Origin of the sequence: Mycobacterium sp. PO1 (assembly GCF_017312405.1) — a bacterium.
GTDB lineage: Bacteria > Actinomycetota > Actinomycetes > Mycobacteriales > Mycobacteriaceae > Mycobacterium.
On sequence record NZ_BLTG01000060.1, the window covers coordinates 37,904 to 56,019 of the forward strand.

An 18,116-nucleotide genomic window follows, 5' to 3' on the forward strand; every position below is an offset into this window, starting at 1 on the left:
CAGACTCCCTACCGGTCGTTGTCAACCACGTTTGCTGGCCCTACGGAACCCGATCGCCAGCGGGACCGCGCACACCGCGAAGATCCCGGCGGACCACAGCACCGAGAACAACACCGGCTCGGCGACGGGCCCCTCGAGTGCCAGGCCGCGCATCGCCTCGATGGTATAGCTGACCGGTTGATGCTCGACGATCGGTTGCAGCCACTCGGGGTACTGGTCGAGCGGCACGAAACCGATCGAGAAGAACATCAGCATCGCGATCAGGATCTCGGTGGCCTGCGGCACGATCGTGTTGGCGGAGAACAGCGCCAGCGTGAGCACCGCCGCCGACAGGGCCACGCCGAACAGCGCGGGCATGAACACCCATGCCACCGCGGCAGGCACGCCCTGCTCGAACCGGAAGCCCAGCGCCAGCCCCACGCACAACACGCCGAGGGTGATCAGCACGATGCGGATGAAATCGGCCAGCAGCCGGGCCAGCAGCCCGGCCGCGCGGTGCACGGGCACGACCCAGAACCGGGACAGCAGGCCGACCTCGCGTTCACGCATGATGCCGACCGCTCCGATGATCGCGCCCGTCATGCCGCCGACCAGCGCCACCAGCGGAACCTGCGAGTACAGCCCGCTGGCGCCGGTGACCTGCTCGAGGACGTCACCGAGCACGATGTCCAGCGCCACCAGGAAACCGGCGGGCATGACCAGCGACTGCACCAGTGTCGCCGGGTCGCGGCTCCAGCGGCGCAGGATCCGGCCGGTGAGCACCAGCACCTGCGGCAGCAGCTGCTTGGGTGAGTTCTCCCAGATGCGCTCCATCCGGTGCCTGCCGCCAGGACGGTAGGGCGCCTGGGCCTTGCTGGCGGACGCCGCCGCGCGGCTGTCGGTGCGGGCCATCAGCGCCGCCTCCGGCTGACCAGAGCGTGCAGCAGCCCCGCGACGACGATCACACCGACCGCCCACGCGACGCCCGGCCCCAGCACCGACAGCGTGGCCTGCGGCGCGGCATCGGTGGTGTCGCCGGCCAGCGCCTGCATGCCGTACACCCACTGCGACAGCGGCTGGTTACGAACGAAGCCCTGGATCCACTCGGGGAAGCGTTCCACCGGTTGCAGGCCCACCGAAGCCAGACCGAGAGTCAGCTGCGGCACCAGCATCATCGGGGCGGTCGCCTCGGGGTTCTGGGTGGCCACGCCGATCAGATCACCGATCAGCGCGAGCCCGGCCCCGATGAGCAGCGTCAACGCCACGAAACCGACGATGTACAGCGGCCCCTCGTTGAATCGGAACCCGATCACATAGCCGCAGGCCACCGACACCGCCAGCGCCACGCAGCACCGGTACATGCTGGCGGTGAGCCGCGACGAGAGCGGGGTCAGCGTCGCGATCGGCATCGCGCGGAAGCGGCGGTTGATGCCCTGCACCGAATCGGTGGCCGAGCGGAACGCCGCGGACACCGCGGCGAACCAGATCGCCTGCAGCACGATGAGCGGCGTCAGGTACTGCGCGTAACTGCTCAGCGGCTGAACCGCCCCCATCATCTGCTTGAGCGGCAGGTAATAGCCGACGGTGAACACGATCGAACCGATGATCTGCGTCGCGAGTTCGCCGTTGCGCAGGGTCGGAGTGATCATGCGGACCGTCAGCACCCACCACTGCTGCAGCGTGGACACCGGCGGACGCGCCCCGACCGGCACGGCGCCGACCGGGGCAGTGAGCGTGGAGTTGTCGATCACGCGTAGGCGTCCGCCCGGGCGAATTCCTCGGTCTCGTCGTCGCGGGAGCGGGTGTCGTCCCCGGTGAGCGCCAGGAACACCTCGTCCAGGGACGGCCGGCGCAACGCGATGTCCATCAACTCGATGTGGGCCTCGCTGAGCATCTGCAGGGCCGCCATCAGCGTGTTGGGACCGTCGGGTGCGGGCATCGAGATCCGGTCGGACGTCTCGGTCAGCGCCGCGCGGTTCGCCTCGGGCAGCAGCGGCCCCAGCACCCTGGCCACCTCGTGGATGTCCCGCAGGTGACGCGGCACGATCTCGCAGTACGTGCCGCCGGTGCGCTCTTTGAGCTGATCGGCGGTGCCCTCGGCGATCACCGTCCCCCTGTCGATGACGATGATCCGGTCGGACAGCAGATCCGCCTCTTCCAGGTACTGGGTGGTGAGCAGCGTCGCGATGCCGGCTTCCTTGAAGTCGGTGACCAGCTCCCAGATCGCCTGCCTGCTGCGCGGGTCCAGACCCGTCGTCGGCTCGTCCAGGAACACCACCTCGGGACGCACCACCAGTCCGCAGGCGATGTCGATGCGCCGTTTCATCCCGCCGGAGTAGGTGCCCACGGGGCGGTCCCCGGCATGAACCAGGTCGAACTGCTCGAGCAGTTCCACGGCCCGCTGCTTGGCCACCTTTTTCTTCAGGCCCTGCAGCCGGCCGAACATCAACAGGTTCTCGCGGCCGGTCAACAACTCGTCCAGCGCGACGTGCTGGCCGGTCAGCATCAACGAGCGACGCACCCCGGCGGGATCGCCGACCACGTCGTGACCGGCGATCAGCGCACGTCCGCTGTCCGGCTTGATCAGCGTCGACAAGATGTTGACGGTCGTGGTCTTCCCGGCGCCGTTCGGACCCAGCAGACCGAGCACCTCGCCGCGCTCGACCTCGAAGCTCACGTCGCGTAACGCAGCGACCGAGCCGAAGGACTTCTTGATGCCGGCGACGATCACCGCCTTGTCAGTGCGGGTCATGGGATCCTCCTCCCCCCGGTCGTGGAACCCGACCGGGCGATCCGTCGCGGCAGACAGACCGATCGGTGTGGGTCACGACGGATCAACCCATCGCCGGTCACGACAGATCAACCAGAGCCAGCTCGTCGCCGGCCGTGTCGGCGTCCTCTTCGGCCACCGCTTCGCGGGTGAGCTCGACGAGTGCCGACGAGTACTGTCTGGCAAAGGATTCCACATCGGTGGGGCCGAGTCGCCGACTGTCGTACCACCAATCCAGGTGCAGGGCCCCTGAGCTGCGGTAGACGCGCAGTTCCAGTGCGTGTCCGAGCCCGGGCAGGGTGTCGCGGATCGGCATCGCGGTGTCGGAGTCGAACCGCACCGGGGCGTCGTCGGGTTGCCCCTCGGGGACGTCGGGGATCGTGCCGACGTGCGACAGCAGGATGTCGGCGGGTCTGGCCGCACCCAGCACCCGCGCCGTGGGTGCGTAGAGGTAGCGCAGCAGGCCGTAGCCGATGCCGTAGTGCGGCACCGCCTGCACCGTCTCGCGCACGCCGCCCAGAAGCTCGCCGGCACTCGCATGCTCGGCGGTCGACGCCGACAGCGCGATCGGGTGTACCGCGGTGAACCAGCCCACCGTGCGCTGCAGGTCGACGTCGGGCTTGAGCACCGACCGGGCCCGGCCGCCCAGGTCCACGGTCACCGTGCCTTCGCCGATGGTGGCGGCCACGGTGCGCGCGAGGGCGCCGAGCAGCAGCTCCTCGACCGGCAGCCGCAACCGGCGGCGGGCGTCGTCGACCTCGGCGGTGTCGGCAGCGGGCAGCGTCGTCGACAGCCGGACCAGATCCTCGGCGGCGGGCCGCTCGGAGATCTCCGGGCCGGCCACGCTCAGCGTCGATCTGCCGGCCGTGTCCAGCCAGTAGTCGCGGCTCTCGAGCACCGCGGGATGGGTGGCCAGCGTCGCGCAGCGCTGCGACCATTCCCGCCACGACGTCGCCACCGGGGCCAGGCTGATCTCCTGGCCCGACATGCGCTGGTTGAAGGCGGTGAAGATGTCGGTCAGCAGCACGTCCCGCGACACCCCGTCGTCGGCCGAGCCGCCCGCCACGCCGTGCAGGCTCAGCGCCAGGTACGACGGTCCCCCGCCGGCTCCCCGGATGAACGTCGCCGACAGCGGGGCGCTGAGCAACTGATGCTCGGCGATCTGCTCGTCGAGGATCGCCTGAACCGCCTCGCGCTCACCGCTGCTGCCCGTGGGGACGTCCGCCGGGAGCTGCTTGGTCACCAGAGCGGTGAACTCGCCGGGTTCGGCGATGTGCTGCTCCCACGTTCCGGCGCGTTCGACCAGGTGCACCCGCAGCGCATCGTGGGTGCCGGTCACCGCGGTCAGCACCGCGGTGACGTCGGCCTCACCGACGTCGGACCGCAGCCCGAGCACCACCGGGATGCGCCACCGGCCCGCGTCGCGCAGGCCGTGTTCGAGGAAGTAGGCCACGTTCGGCGGGACCGGCGGGTTGACGACGTCGTCGAGCGTCTGGCGGGCCAGTCCGCCCTCGGCGAACCGGGCCGTGAGCACCCGGGCCAGCGAAGCCACCGTCTGGTTCTCGTAGATGTCCTGCGGCGTCAGGTCCAGGCCCTGATGCCCGGCGGTCATCGCGACGCTGATCGCGATCAGCGAGTCGCCGCCCAGCTCGAAGAAGTTGGCGTTGGGGTCGATGTCCGGCAGCCCCAGGCACTGCGACCAGATGCCCTGCAGGGACATCTCCACCGTGGACTTGCCGCCCGCGGTGCCGGAGCCGGACGCGCCGGCCACCGGATCGGCGACTCCCTGACCGGCCGCGCCGGCCGAGCCCCACGCCGCCTTCGGGTTGTGCTCGACCCAGTGCCGCTGCTTGGCGAACGGATAGCCGGGCAGGCTCACCAGGCTGCGCTGCTGAGTCTGGTCGGGTGCGTTGCGGTTCCAGATGCGTTCCCAGTCCACCGGCACGCCTGCCGCCCACAGCTGGCCGAGTGCCAGCAGGAACGTGTCGTGGTCACCCCGGTTCTGGGCCTGGTGCCGCATCAGGCGAACCGCCCGGTGGCGGTCGGTCCAGGCCGGATGACGCCCCGCCGACGACGTCAGCGTGCCGCCCGGCCCCACCTCGACGAGCACCCGGTTCGGCTCGGCGAGGAGCACTCCCAGCTCGTCGGCGAAGCGGACGGTGGCCCGGATCTGGCGCGCCCAGGTGGCCGGGTTGGTCGCCTCGGCCGCCGACATCGTGGTGCCGGTGATGTTGGACAGCAACGGGATCTGCGGTTCGTGCAGCGTCATCCGGGACATGAACGCGGTGAACTCGGCCACCACCTGGTCCATCAGCCGGGAATGGAAGGCGTGCGACGTACGCACGCGCCGTGCGGCCACCCCGGCCGTGGCCAGCGCGGCTTGGAAGGTGCGGATGGCCTCCTCGCTGCCGGCGACGACGCAGCTCCCCGGATCGTTGACCGTGGCGACGTCGACATCGCCGGTCAGGTGCTCGGCGACGGCGTCGACGCTGAGCGGCACGGCCACCATGACGCCGCGGGGCGCCGCGTGCATGAGCCGCGCGCGCATCGACACCACCTTGACCGCGGTCTCGAGGTCGAACACCCCGGCCAGGGTGGCCGCCGGATACTCACCGATGCTGTGCCCGGCCATGACCGCCGGTGTCACGCCGTAGGACTGGATCAGCTTGGCCAACGCGTACTCGACGGTGAACAGCGCGGGCTGGGCGCGGTCGGTGTGTTCGAGGTTGCGTCCCACGCCGTCGAAGATCTCGGCCCGCAGGTCGTAGCCCATCTCGTCGCTGAACGCCGTGGCGCACTCGTCGAAGTGCCGGGCGAACAGCGGTTCGCTCTCGTGCAGTCCGCGAGCCATCGCGATGTGCTGGGCCCCCTGCCCGGGGAACAGGAACGCGACACGCTGTCCGGCGTCGGCGGACTCGTCCAGGTCGGCAACCGCGTCGCCGATGAACACGTTGTCGGTCTCGGCCGCCGCCAGCACCGCCGCCGCATTCTGCTGGTCGTGCACCACGGCGGCCAGCCGGACGGGCTCCCGGCGCCGTCGGCTCAGCGTGTAGGCCGCGTCGGGCAGGCTGACCGTGTCCTCGCCGGCCAGGTCGGCGGCCAGGTCGGCACGCGCCTGGGCCAGCGCCTCCTGGCTGCGCGCCGACAGCAGCAGGACCTGCGGGCCCGGTGTTGCGGCCGGCGCCGGGCGGGAAGGTGCCTCTTCCAGCACGATGTGGGCGTTGGTGCCGCCGACGCCGAACGAGCTGACCCCGGCGCGGCGTATCCCGTCGGCCTCCCACGGTCCGTTCGCGCCCCGCACCCGGAAGGGTCCGCGGTCGATGTGCAGTTCGGGGTTGGGGCTGTTGTAGTGCAGCGTGGCCGGGATCTCGCGGTGCTCCAGGCACAGGATCGCCTTGATCAGACCCGCGATACCGGCCGCCGTCTCGAGGTGACCGATGTTGGACTTGACCGAGCCGAGATAGCACGGGGCGCTGCGGGTCTCCTCGGCCAGGTCGAACGCCTGGCGAAGGCCCTCGACCTCGATCGGGTCGCCCAGCGGGGTGCCGGTGCCGTGGGTCTCGACGTAGGTGACGCTCGACGCGTCGACTCCGGCGATGGCGTGCGCCTCGGCGATGACCTCGGCCTGCCCGAGCGCGTTGGGCGCGGCGTAGGTCATCTTGGTGGCGCCGTCGTTGTTCAGCGCCGACCCGCGGATCACCGCGTGGATGTGGTCGCCGTCGTCGAGGGCGTCCTCGAGCGCCTTGAGGACCACCACACCGACGCCGCTGCCGAAGATGGTGCCGTCGGAGCGCACGTCGAACGGGCGGCAGTGTCCGGTCGGGGACACCATCGAGCCCTGCTCGTACCAGTAGCCCACCCGGTTCGGGATGCGGATCGACGAGCCGCCGGCCAGTGCGATGTCACATTCGCCGTTGAGGATCGACTGGCACGCCAGGTGCACCGCGACCAACGACGACGAGCACGCCGTCGCCACCGACAGGGCCGGGCCGCGGAAGTTGAACTGGTGGGCCACCCGGGTGGCGAGATGGTCCTTGTCGTTGGACAGCGACAGGGCGACCATGTCGAAGCTGGCACCCTGCCCGATGACCATCGCCGGGTCGTAGTTGGACATCAGGTTGTGCAGCAGGTACCCGCTGGTCGAGCTGGTTCCGAAGACCCCGACGGTCGCCTCGAGATCGGCCGGGTCGTAGCCGGCGTCCTCGAGCGCGTGGAACACCGACTGCAGGAACAGCCGGTGCTGCGGGTCCAGCGTCCGCGCGGCGTGCGGCGTGAAGCCGAAGAAGTCGGCGTCGAAGTCCTCGATACCGGCCATCAGCGCGGCCCGGCGCACGTAGGAGTTGTTGGCCAGCGTCCGCTCGGTCACGCCCGAGGCCAGCAGCTCCTGCTCGGACAGATCGACGATCGATTCGACCCCGTCGCGCAGGTTGCGCCAGAACGCCGACACCGAGTCCGCGCCAGGGAACCGCCCCGCCATGCCGATGACGGCGATGGCATTCTCGGGGAGGTCCCCGGTCCGCGAGTCTCCGGTACTGCTGGTCACGATCGTGGTCCCACTTTCCGCCGCGATGCGGCTCGTTGACGCGCTGCGGCGCGCTGCTGCGCCCGGTCCCGCAGGGCGTTGGGGCGTTCGGCGGACTCCTGCTCTTCCAGGCCGAGCTGGCGGATCAGATCCAGCGCCACGTCGGCCAGGTTGGCTCCCTGCAGCAGCAGTGCCACCGGGGGCTCGACACCGAAGTCGCCCCGGATGGTGTTGCGCATGCGCACCGCCATCAGCGAGTCGAGTCCGATCTCGGTGAGCGGCCGCGCAACGTCCACCGCGCTCTCGTCGGAGTACCCCATGATCGCCGAGATGCGGCGGCGCAGCCGCGCCAGCACCACGCGGTTGACCTCGGCGGCGTCCATCTCCTTGAGCGCTTCCGGTCCGGCCCAGTCCTCGTCGGCGTCGTCGACGTCGAGCTCCCCGACCAGGTCGGCGAAGAACCCGATCTGGTTGATCTCCGGGAAGGCCGCCGCGGCGCGGTCCAGCCGTAGCCGGGCCACCCCGACGCGGGTCAGGCCCGCGGCCAACACGCCGCCGAGCGCGTCGACGCCTTCGTCCGGGGTGATCGGGTCGAGCACCGAGAACCGCAGCGAACTGGCCAGGCCGACCTCGGCCCACTGGCCCCAGTCGATCGTGGTGGCGGGCAGCCCGGCCGCCCGCCGCCATGCGACCAGGGCGTCCAACCAGGCGTTGGCGCACGCATACGCCGCCTGGCCGGGTGAGCCGAGCAGCGCGGCCACCGAGGAGAAGCCGACCCAGAAGTCCAGCTCCTTGGCGGCGGTGACCTCGTGCAGCCGCCACGCTCCGCTCGCCTTGGGTGCCCAGATCCGCTCGAGGCTCTCCCGGGTGAGCCCGACGACCAGCTCGTCGTCGAGCACGGCCGCGGAGTGGATCACCCCGCGCAGCGGCTTACCGGTTTCCTCGGCGGCGGCGACGAGCCGTTCGGCGACGCCGGGCGCGGTGATGTCGCCGAGCACCGTGACGATCTCGGCGCGCCCCGACAGCTCGTCGAGGGTCGCCTGCACCTCGGCCGAGGCAGCGCTGCGACCGTTGAGCACCAGCCGGCCGGCGCCGTTGTCGACCAACCAGCGCACGACGGCCATGCCGACGCCGCCCAACGCGCCGGTGACGACATAGGAGCCGTCGGCGCGGACGACCAGCCGGCCCGGCTCGGCCGGCAGCGTGGCACGGGACAGGCGCTCGACGTACCGGCCACCGGCGCGCCAGGCCACGACGTCGTCGGTGCCGTCGGCGTCGATCTCGGTGATCAGCGGTGTCACCGCGTCGGCGTCGGCGCCGGTGTCCACCAGCGTCACCCGCAGGTCCGGGTGCTCGTAGGCCAGGACGCGCACCAGCGCGTCGAGGCTGCTGACGCCCGGGTTCGCGGTGTCGCCCGGGGAGACGACCAGACCGCCGCGGCTGACCAGCCACACCCGGGGCGGCTTGCCGTGCCAGCTGCCCACCAGCGTGCGCACCGTGCCGGCCACGCGCCAGAGCACGTCGCGCGTGTGGGCCAGCGCGCCCTCGGCGTCGGTGCCGTCGAAGGCCGGATGGTCGATGACGACGACGACCCCGGCAGGAGGCAGATCCGCCGCCGACGTCGCGGTCTCGAACCCGGCCCGCACCGCGGCGTCGTCGGCCAGGTCGGCGGTGACCACCTTCCGCTGCGGTCCGCCGAACCGGTCGGCGAAGTCGGTGGCGGTGGCCAGGGCCGCCGCGCCGTCGGCCAGCACCAGCCAGCTGCCGGTGGGCGACCCCGCCGCCGGCGCCGCCGACTCCACCCAGCGGGTGTCGAAGATCTTCTGCGACAACGGCAACGGGACGGTGCGCCGCTGGATGCGCTTGAGTTGGACGCCGTCCACACGGGCGAGCACCGCACCGGTCTCGTCGGTGAGCGTGACCCGGCCCTGCGCGTCCCCGCTGTCCTCCCGGACACCGAGCAGCTCGGCACGGCACTTGGCCCGCCGGCCCACCTCGCCGAACACCCGAATCGAATCGAATCCGACCGGCAGGAACGTGACGTCGGTGGCCTCGGCCAGCGTGGCGTCACTCATCGCGGCCGCCAGGCCCTGCAGTGCGGCGTCCAGCATCACCGGGTGCAGGATCATGCCCCGGTGCGGCGTCGCCTCGTCGGGCAGCACGATCTCGGTGTCGGCCGAATCGGCTGCCCGCACGATGCGGGTCAGCGCGGCGAAGGCGTGGGCGTGGTGGGCGCCGGTGCGCCGGAGAGCGGTGTAGAAGTCGGCCGGAGAGACCACCACTGCCCCGTCGGCAGTGGCGCCCAGGCGGTCCGGAGTGGCCGGTTCGGCAGCGCGAACGGTGCCGACCGCGTGGCGGGTCCAGGTGCCGGCCTCGGACCGGGAGTGCACCTCGACGCGCAGCGATCCGTCCTCGGCGGTGCTCAGCTGGGTGGTCAGCTTCGTGTGCTGGTCCAGCGGCAGCATCTGCTCGACGGTCACCTCGGCCTCGACGGCGTCGGCGGGCCGGCCCAGCGCCTCGCAGCCGGCGGCGAGCACGATCTCGGCGAAGCCGGCGCCGGGCATCACTGGCAGCCCGTGCACCAGGTGGTCCCCCAGCCATGGATGCGGGTCCAGCCCGACGTCGGACTGCCAGACGTGTCCGTGGCCCGACGGAAGCTCCACATGCATCCCGAGCAGCGGATGCGCCCCGGAGAACTCGCGTCCGGTCGAGCGGTCGGCCATCCAGTAGGGCTCGTGTTGCCACGCGGTGGGCGGCACGTCGGCCAGGTGCGCGCCGGCGGCGCCGTCGGACAGCTTCACCGCGGGCGGCCGGACTGCGGCGAGCTGGGCGTGGAACGCCACCGTCTCGGGATGGTCGCGGTTGACGGTCGCGCCCACGTGGAAGGTGCGGCTGGTGGGCTGCGCGGCGAGGGTGTCGCTGATCGCGTGCGACAGCAGCGGATGGGGGCTGATCTCGATGAAGTTGGCGTGATCGGCGCCGGCCTCGTGCACCGCCTGGCTGAATCGCACCGGGTTACGCAGGTTGGCCGCCCAGTAGTCCGCGCTGTACAGCGGTTCCGAACCCGCGTAGGCCACGGTCGACACCAGCGGGATCTTCGGCGCGGCCGGGCGCAGGTAGGCCAGCGCCTCACGCAGCTCCGGCAGCACCGGGTCGATCGTCGGATGGTGCGACGCGACGTCCACCTCGATACGCCGGGCGAGTTTGCCCTGCGCGTCGACGAGGGCGACGAGTTCGTCGACCTGTGCCGGCGGACCCGCGATCACCGACTGTTTCGGCGACGCGTAGACCGCAATGGTGACCTCGGGCCGGTCGGCGATGAGCTTTTCCGTCGCGGCGGCGTCGAGTTCCAGCAGCGCCATCGCGCCCTGCCCGGACAGCCGCTTCATCAGCCGCGTCCGGGTGGCGATGACGTCCAGACCCTCGGCCGGGGTGAGCACCCCGGCCACCACCGCCGCGGTCGCCTCCCCCATCGAGTGGCCGATCACCGCGTCCGGCTCGACGCCGTACGAGCGCCACAGCGCGGTCAACGCCAGCTGCATCCCGACCAGCACGGGCTGGATGCGGTCGATGCCGACGACGGGCTCGCCGGCTTCGAGCGTCTGGCGCAGCGAGAAGCCGACCTTGTCGAGGAATGCGGGTTCGAGCTCGTCGACGGCGTCGGCGAAGGCCGGCTCCTCAGCCAGCAGCGCCTTGCCCATACCGGCCCACTGCGCGCCCTGGCCGGAGTACAGGAACACCGTTCCCGCACCGGGTTTCGCGTCGTGGGCGCCGACCACACCGGGTCCGGGCTGACCGGCCGCGACGGCGCGCAGCCCGGCGACGGCCTCGGCGTGGTCGCGTGCGGACACCGTGGCGATGCTGTGGTAGCGGCTGCGGTGGTGGTTGAGGGTGAACGCGACGTCACCCAGTGCGACGTCGGCGCCGTCACCGTCGAGCCAGTCGGCCAACACCCGGGCCGAGGCCGCGATGCGGGCCGGGGTCTTGCCGGAGACGACCAAGGTGGTCACCGAGGGGCCCGAACTCGATTGTGCAGGAACGGTTTCCGGGCCCTGCTCCAGCACGATGTGGGCATTGGTGCCGCCCATGCCGAACGACGACACGGCCGCGCGGCGCGGGTGCTCGGTCTGCGGCCACTGGCCGGCCTGGGTCGGCACGAACAGCCGGGTGCCCGACGCGTCGATGCTCGGGTTCCACTTCTCGAAGTTGCGGTTCGGTGCGATCGTGCCGTGCTGCAGGGTCAGGACGGTCTTGATGAACCCGGCGATGCCGGCCGCGGCCTCGAGGTGGCCCATGTTGGTCTTGACCGCGCCGAGCGCGCAGGGAGTCTCGCCCTTGCCGTAGACGGCGGCCAGCGCGTCGAATTCGATCGGGTCACCCAGACCCGTTCCGGTGCCGTGGGTTTCGACGTAGCTCACGGTTCCGGCGGCGACGTCGGCCGAGCGCAGCGCCCGCGTCATCACGTCCCGCTGCGAGGGGGCGTTGGGGGCGGTCAGGCCGTTGGAACGGCCGTCCTGGTTCACGGCCGAGCCGCGGACCACGCCCAGTACCCGGTCACCGTCGCGCACGGCGTCGGTCAGGCGCTTGAGGACGACGACGCCGGCGCCCTCGCCGCGGACGAACCCGTCGGCGCGGGAGTCGAACGCGAAACACTTGCCGTTGGGTGAGAGCATTCCCCACTTGGCCAGTGCGAGTTGGGTTTCCGGGCGCAGGGACAAACTCACCCCGCCGGCCAGGGCCAGGTCGCTCTCGCGCATCCGCAGGCTCTGGCAGGCCAGGTGGATGGAGACCAGCGACGACGAGCATGCGGTGTCGACCGCGACGGCGGGACCCTTGAGGCCCAGCAGGTAGGCGATCCGGCCGACCGTGACGCTGTGGGCATTGCCGGTGGCCGAGTACGCGTCGATGGTGTCCGGGTTGCCGGCCGATGCGCTCTGGTACTCGTTGTAGTACACGCCCATCATCACCGCGCCCCGGACTTCGCCGACCGCGTCGGGTGCCAGCCCGGCGTTCTCCAGCGCCTCGTAGGCCACCTCGAGCAGCACCCGCTGCTGGGGATCCATCGCCGCGGCCTCCCGCGGGGTGATGCCGAAGAACTCGGCGTCGAAGCCCGAGATGTCCTCCAGGTAGGCGCCCCACTTGGTGGGCATCCGGCCCGGCGCCATCGGATCGGGATCGTAGAACGCCTCGGCGTCCCACCGGTCGGCGGGAACCTCGCGGATCGCGTCGGTGCCCTTCTCCAGGAAATCCCAGTAGCTGTCCGGCCCGCTCACTCCTCCGGGAAACCGGCAGCCGATACCGACCACGGCGATCGGTTCGGCACCGGCGACGCGTGAGGCCTTCTCGAACTGTTCGGCCAGCTTGTCTCGCTGCTCGGCCGACATCGCCGAGATCCTGTCGAAGGTCGTCTTCATCAGATTGCGCCCTCACTACCGGCATTCGCCGATTCCACGGAAGAAGATTCGATGCTGTCGAAGAGCTCGTCGAGGACGCTGAACTCCTCGGCGCCCTCCGCCGAGTCGTCGGCCTCGGGCTCGGGCGCGGCCTGCTGCATCGGCGCCAGGAGCTCGGCGACGAACGCCGACAGCTTCGAGATGGACGGGTTGTTCCAGAGCATGGTGGCCGACAGGTCCATCCGAACCAGCTGTTTGGCATCGCGCAGCAGGTTCATCGCCATCATCGAATCCAGACCCAACTCGGGGAAGGGCTGGTCGACGTCCACCGCGTCCTCGGGCATGCCCAGTTCGCGGGCCAGTACCGCCCGCAGCCTGACCTGCAGCTCGGCCACGGTCTGCGCGGCGGTCATCGTCGACCAGTCGATGAACTCGGCTGCGGCCGAGTCGGTCTCGTCGGTCACGGGGGCCGGGGCCGACTCCACCGGGGCGTAGTTCAGCCCGCGCATGTCGACCCAGGTGGTGCCGTCGGTGCCGGTGATGCGGACGTCGACCAGCAGGCCGGCCCCGCCGTCCCGGCTACGCCGGTACACCTCGACCACGCCGCGGTGGCCCGCCGCGGCGTCCACCGCAAGGCTCTCCGCCCCCGCCGGCAACAGCAGCGCCGGGTTGTCCGCATCGGCGAGGCGTGCGACATGCACCGCGGCGTCGACCAGCGCCGCCGCCGGCGACTCGGTTTCCTCGGGCAACTGGACGTCGGCCCGCGCACCGGCCACCGTGGCGGCACACTCGGTCACCGTCCACGCGAACGGCTGGCCTTCCACACCCCACGCCCGCTGCATCTCGGCGATGGCCGCGGCGTCGAACAGCTGTCCGTCGAGCGGGCTCTGATCGCCCTGCGGGGCGGCGGTGGCGGCTTCGGTCAGCACGGCGCCGGCATGCCGGGTCCAGCGCTGCTCGGCGGTGTCCGGGCCGGCGCTCGACCACACGGTCAGTGTCGTGCCGTCGGCCACCACGTGGATGACCTTGGGCTGGTCAGCGATGATCGGATACTCGAACCGGACGTCACCGACCGCGCCGCCGTCCATTTGCTCGGCCGCTGACGAAAGGGTCTGCAGCAGAACCGAAACCGGGACGACCTCGACGCCGCGCACCCGGTGCGCGACCGGGTAGGGCCGCTCGTCGGGTAGCAGGCGCGCCCGCCACACCCGGTCGTGACCGGTGCTCTCGACCTTCTCGCCCAGCACCGTTCCCCACGCCGGGGCGGGTACGGAATCCAGGTTCACCCCGTCGCCGGGAGTGGCCAGCAGATGGTCGAGCACCTTCACCGCCGCACGCATCCGGTAGGCGTCGGCCAACCGCGCCCAGTCGGCGCCGGCCACCACGGCCTGCGCGGGGGCGTCCGGGCTCAACACCGCCGGCAGCATCCGGATCGCCACGTCGTTCGGCATGGGCTCCAGACCCGCCGCCTTCATCTGCGGCTGCGCATCCGCCCAGGACTTCCACAGACCCCAGTCGACGACCGTGGCGGGCAGACCCAGCGTGCGGCGGGCGTAGGCGAACGCATCGGCGAACGCGTTGGCCGCGGTGTAATGCGCCACCGCGCGGGAGCCCAGCAGGCCGGTGATCGACGAGAACAGCACGAACCGACGCACCGGCGTGGTCAGCGACAGTTTGTGCAGCACCGCTGCCGAGTCGACCTTCGCGCGGAACATCGGCGTGACGTCGTCGTCGGTCATCTCGCTCAGCAACGCCTCGCCGCCCGCCAGTGACGCGAGGTAGATGCCTTCCAGCGGCGGCAGATCCGCGCCGAAGCGGTCGAACACGGTCGCCATCGACGCCTCGTCGGCGGCATCGGCGGCCACTTCGACCAATGTGGTACCGCGCGAGGCGAGTTCGCCGGCCAGTTCGCTGAGCGTTCCCCCGCCCCGCCGCGACACCGCCACCACGGTGGCGGCGCCCATCTCGGCCAGCTGGCGGATAAGATACGGACCCACGTTGCCGGTCGCGCCGATCACCAGGTGGCTGGTGTCGCGCTCCAACCGGGTCAGGGGCACCGCGGGCAATGGCCGCGGCTCGAGTCGCGGCACCCGCCGCTCACCGGCACGGTAGACAGCCTGGTCGTCGCCGCCGGTGTGGGCGGCTTCGGAAAGCAGGTATGCCGCAAGCAGTTCCGGGGGCAGCGTCTCGTCGACGTCGATGAGCCCGCCCCAGAACTCGGGATGCTCGAGCGCCAGTGTGCGGCCCTGTCCCCACAGCGCGGCGTGCGCCGGGTTGGCGCGGTCGGTCTCGGCGACGGGCTGGGCGTTGCGGGTGGCCACATACAGCCGGGGTGCGCCGGACATGCCGGCCAGCGCGACGACCAGACGGCGCAGTTGGCCGAACACCTGATAGGCACCTGCGGCGTCGAAACGGCCCGCCGGGGTGGCCGGCGCGTAGACCACGTGAGCCACGCCCTCGAGCGCGGCGCGCAGCGCCGAGTCGTCAGCGCCCTCGTCCAGTGCTGTCGGTGCAAGCGCGCGCGACCCCGGGGCGAGCAACCCCGCCAGCGCCTCGGCGGCGTCGGCCACCACGAGCCATGGACCGTCGGCCCGGCCCGCGGCGAGGTCGCTGACCGGCCAACTCAGCTGATGGAACCACTCGTGCTTCTCCCCCTCGGCCAGCGCGGCGACATCCCGGTCGCTGCGGGCCTGCCGGTCGGCGGGCTTAGCGGTGTGGATCCAGTGGTGCGCGTGATGCCACGGCGTCAACGGCAGCCGCACCCGCGGGCCGCCGCGCTGCGGTTGCCTGGGTGGTCGCGCGGTGTGCGCGGCGTTGAGGTTGGTGCGGAACGTCACGGTGTCGTTGGCGTCGCGCTGCAGCGTGGCGATGCTGCGGTGCCCCGCCTCGGGCAGGGTGTCCTTGATCGCATGTGCGAGCAGTGGATGCGGGCTGACCTCGACGAACAACGACTTCTCGGCGCCCGCGGCGGCCACCGCGCGGGCGAATCGGACCGGGTTGCGCAGGTTGGCCACCCAGTGCTCGGCGTCGAAGACACAGGTGCCGTCGGTGGGTCGGCCGTCGGTGGTGACGATGACGGGGATGCTCGGCTGCCGCGGGGACAGACCGGAGAGTGCGTCGCGGAGGTCGCCGAGGATCGGATCGATGATGGGGTGGTGCGACGCCACGTCCACGTCGACGCGGCGCGCCAGCCTGTCCTGGGCGTCGACCACCGCGATCGCGGCGTCCACCTGATCCGGGGGGCCGGCGATGACGGTCTGGTTCGGCGAGGCGTAGACGGCGACGGTGAGTCCGGGATATCCGGCGATCAGCTGCTCGGCGGCGGCCGCATCGAGTTCCAGCAGCGCCATCGCGCCCTGCCCGGACAGCCGCTTCATCAGGCGCGAGCGGGTGGCGATCACCTTCAACCCGTCGGCCGGACTCAGCGCGCCGCCGACCACGGCCGCGGTCACCTCGCCCATCGAGTGCCCGATCACCGCGTCGGGTTCGATTCCGTAGGAGCGCCACAACGCGGTGAGCGCCAGCTGCACGCCGACCAGCACCGGCTGGATACGGTCGATGCCCTCGACCGTCTCCCCCGAGGTGAGCACGTCACGCAGCGAGAACCCCACCTGGCTGACGAAGTCGCCCTCGAGCTCGTCGACGGCTGCGGCGAACGCGGGCTCGTCGGCCAGCAGACGCTTGCCCATGCCGGCCCACTGCGAACCCTGCCCCGAGTACAGGAAGACCGTGCCCGAGCCGATGGACGGATCGTTGGGGCCGACCACACCCGGCGCCGGGTAGCCACCGGCGAGAGCGCGCAACCCGGCGATCGCCTGCCCGCGGTCGGCGGCGGCGACCGTGGCGAAGCGGGGATGCTGCGCGCGGCGATGGTTGAGCGTGTCGGCGACGTCGGCCAGAGTTGTGGCTTGCCCGTCCGGAGACTGCAGCCAGTCGGCCAGGCGCCCCGCCAGCGACGCGATGCGCGCCGGTGACTTGCCGGTGACCACCAACGTGCTCACCGGCGGTTCCGGTTGCGCCTCAGCGGTGGCGGCGGGTTCGGGCGCCTGCTCGACGAGGATGTGCGCGTTGGTGCCGCTGACGCCGAACGACGACACCGCGGCCCGGCGGGGCCGCTCGACCGCGGGCCAGTCCAGCGGCTCCGACGCGATCCGGAATCGCGACGCACCCTCGCTGGCCTGCGGGGTCAGCGAGTGGAAGTGCAGCTGCTTGGGAATGTGCCCGTCATGCACGCTGAGCACGGTTTTGATGAAGCCCGTCACGCCGGCCGCCGACTCGAGATGGCCCAGGTTCGTTTTCACCGAACCCAGCACCAGCGGTGCCGAAGCGCCGCGGTCGCCGTACACCGCGGCCAGCGCGTCGAGCTCGATCGGATCGCCCAGTGCGGTGCCGGTGCCGTGGGCCTCGATGTAGTCGATGTCCGCCGGTGCCAGCCGCGCGGTCTGCAGTGCCTTGCGCATCAGCTCCTGCTGGGCGGGACCGTTGGGCACGGTCTGCCCGCTGCTGGCGCCGTCCTGGTTCACCGCAGAGCCGCGGACCACCGCCAGCACCCGGTCCCCGTCGCGCTGGGCGTCGGAGAGCCGCTTGAGCACCACGACACCGCAGCCCTCGCTGCGGACGTAGCCGTCGGCGTCGGCGTCGAAGGTCTTGCACCGGCCGTCCGGCGCCAGCATGCCCCACCGGGAACAGGCGATGTTGTTCTCCGGGCTCAGGATCAGGTTCACCCCGGCGGCCAGGGCGTGGTCGCTTTCGCCGCGACGCAGGCTCTGGCAGGCCAGGTGGATGGAGACCAGCGACGACGAGCACGCGGTGTCGCTGACCACGGCCGGACCGCGGACGCCGAGGAAGTAGGACAACCGGCCCGCCGCGAAGTTCGGCGCGTTGCCGAACGGGATGTAGGGATCGATGTCCTCGGGCCGCAACGTGCCGACCACCGAGTGGTAGTAGTCGTTGGTCGTCATCCCGATGAACACGCCGGTCGCCGACCCGCGCAGGGTGCGGGGATTGATGCCGGCGTCCTCGAGCGCCTCCCAGGACACTTCCAGGAGCAGCCGCTGCTGGGGGTCCATGGCGGCGGCCTCACGCGGCGCGATGGCGAAGAACTCGGCGTCGAACTCGTCGGGCTGCCAGGACGTGAGGAATCCGCCCTCGCGGTTACAGATGGTGCCCGGCACGCTGTGGTCGGGGGAATAGAACTCGTCGGCATCCCACCGGTCGGCGGGCACCCTGATGACTCCGCTCTCGCCGTCGCACAACAGCTTCCAGAAGTCGTCGGCGTTGTCGACACCGCCGGGCAGCCGGCAGCCGATGCCGACCACGGCGATCGGCTCGGTCTCGGCCTTCTCGGCTTCGGCCAGTCGTGCGGTCAGATCGTCGATCTTGCGCAGCGCCTCGGTGATGATCGCCCGGCGGTCCGGTGTGGCGGGCGACGCAGAAGAGGCTTGGGTCATCT

6 protein-coding genes are annotated in these 18,116 nt (G+C 71.3%); all 6 read right to left on the minus strand.

Annotation, left to right across the window (positions count from 1 at the left end; genetic code table 11):
• Positions 1–21: 21 nt before the first annotated feature.
• Positions 22–891 carry an ABC transporter permease gene (locus J3476_RS19320; protein WP_207067987.1) on the minus strand — a complete coding sequence of 290 codons (870 nt, stop codon included), beginning with the start codon at positions 889–891 and terminating at the stop codon, positions 22–24.
• A complete protein-coding gene (locus tag J3476_RS19325; RefSeq protein ID WP_286183357.1) occupies positions 891–1,730 on the minus strand; it encodes an ABC transporter permease in 840 nt (279 codons plus the stop codon). The genes J3476_RS19320 and J3476_RS19325 overlap by 1 nt, the downstream gene beginning before the upstream one ends.
• A complete protein-coding gene (locus J3476_RS19330) occupies positions 1,727–2,731 on the minus strand; it encodes an ATP-binding cassette domain-containing protein (protein ID WP_152517300.1) in 1,005 nt (334 codons plus the stop codon). Before J3476_RS19330 ends, J3476_RS19325 begins: the two co-directional genes overlap by 4 nt.
• 97 nt (positions 2,732–2,828) lie before the next feature.
• A complete protein-coding gene (locus J3476_RS19335) occupies positions 2,829–7,292 on the minus strand; it encodes a type I polyketide synthase (protein ID WP_286183358.1) in 4,464 nt (1,487 codons plus the stop codon).
• The gene (locus J3476_RS19340; RefSeq protein ID WP_207067988.1) at positions 7,289–12,685 is read right to left on the minus strand and encodes a type I polyketide synthase; all 5,397 of its coding nucleotides are present in this window, start codon (positions 12,683–12,685) and stop codon (positions 7,289–7,291) included. The genes J3476_RS19335 and J3476_RS19340 overlap by 4 nt, the downstream gene beginning before the upstream one ends.
• Positions 12,685–18,114, minus strand: a complete 5,430-nt coding sequence (locus tag J3476_RS19345) for an SDR family NAD(P)-dependent oxidoreductase (RefSeq protein WP_207067989.1) — start codon at positions 18,112–18,114, stop codon at positions 12,685–12,687. The genes J3476_RS19340 and J3476_RS19345 overlap by 1 nt, the downstream gene beginning before the upstream one ends.
• Positions 18,115–18,116 lie beyond the last annotated feature (2 nt).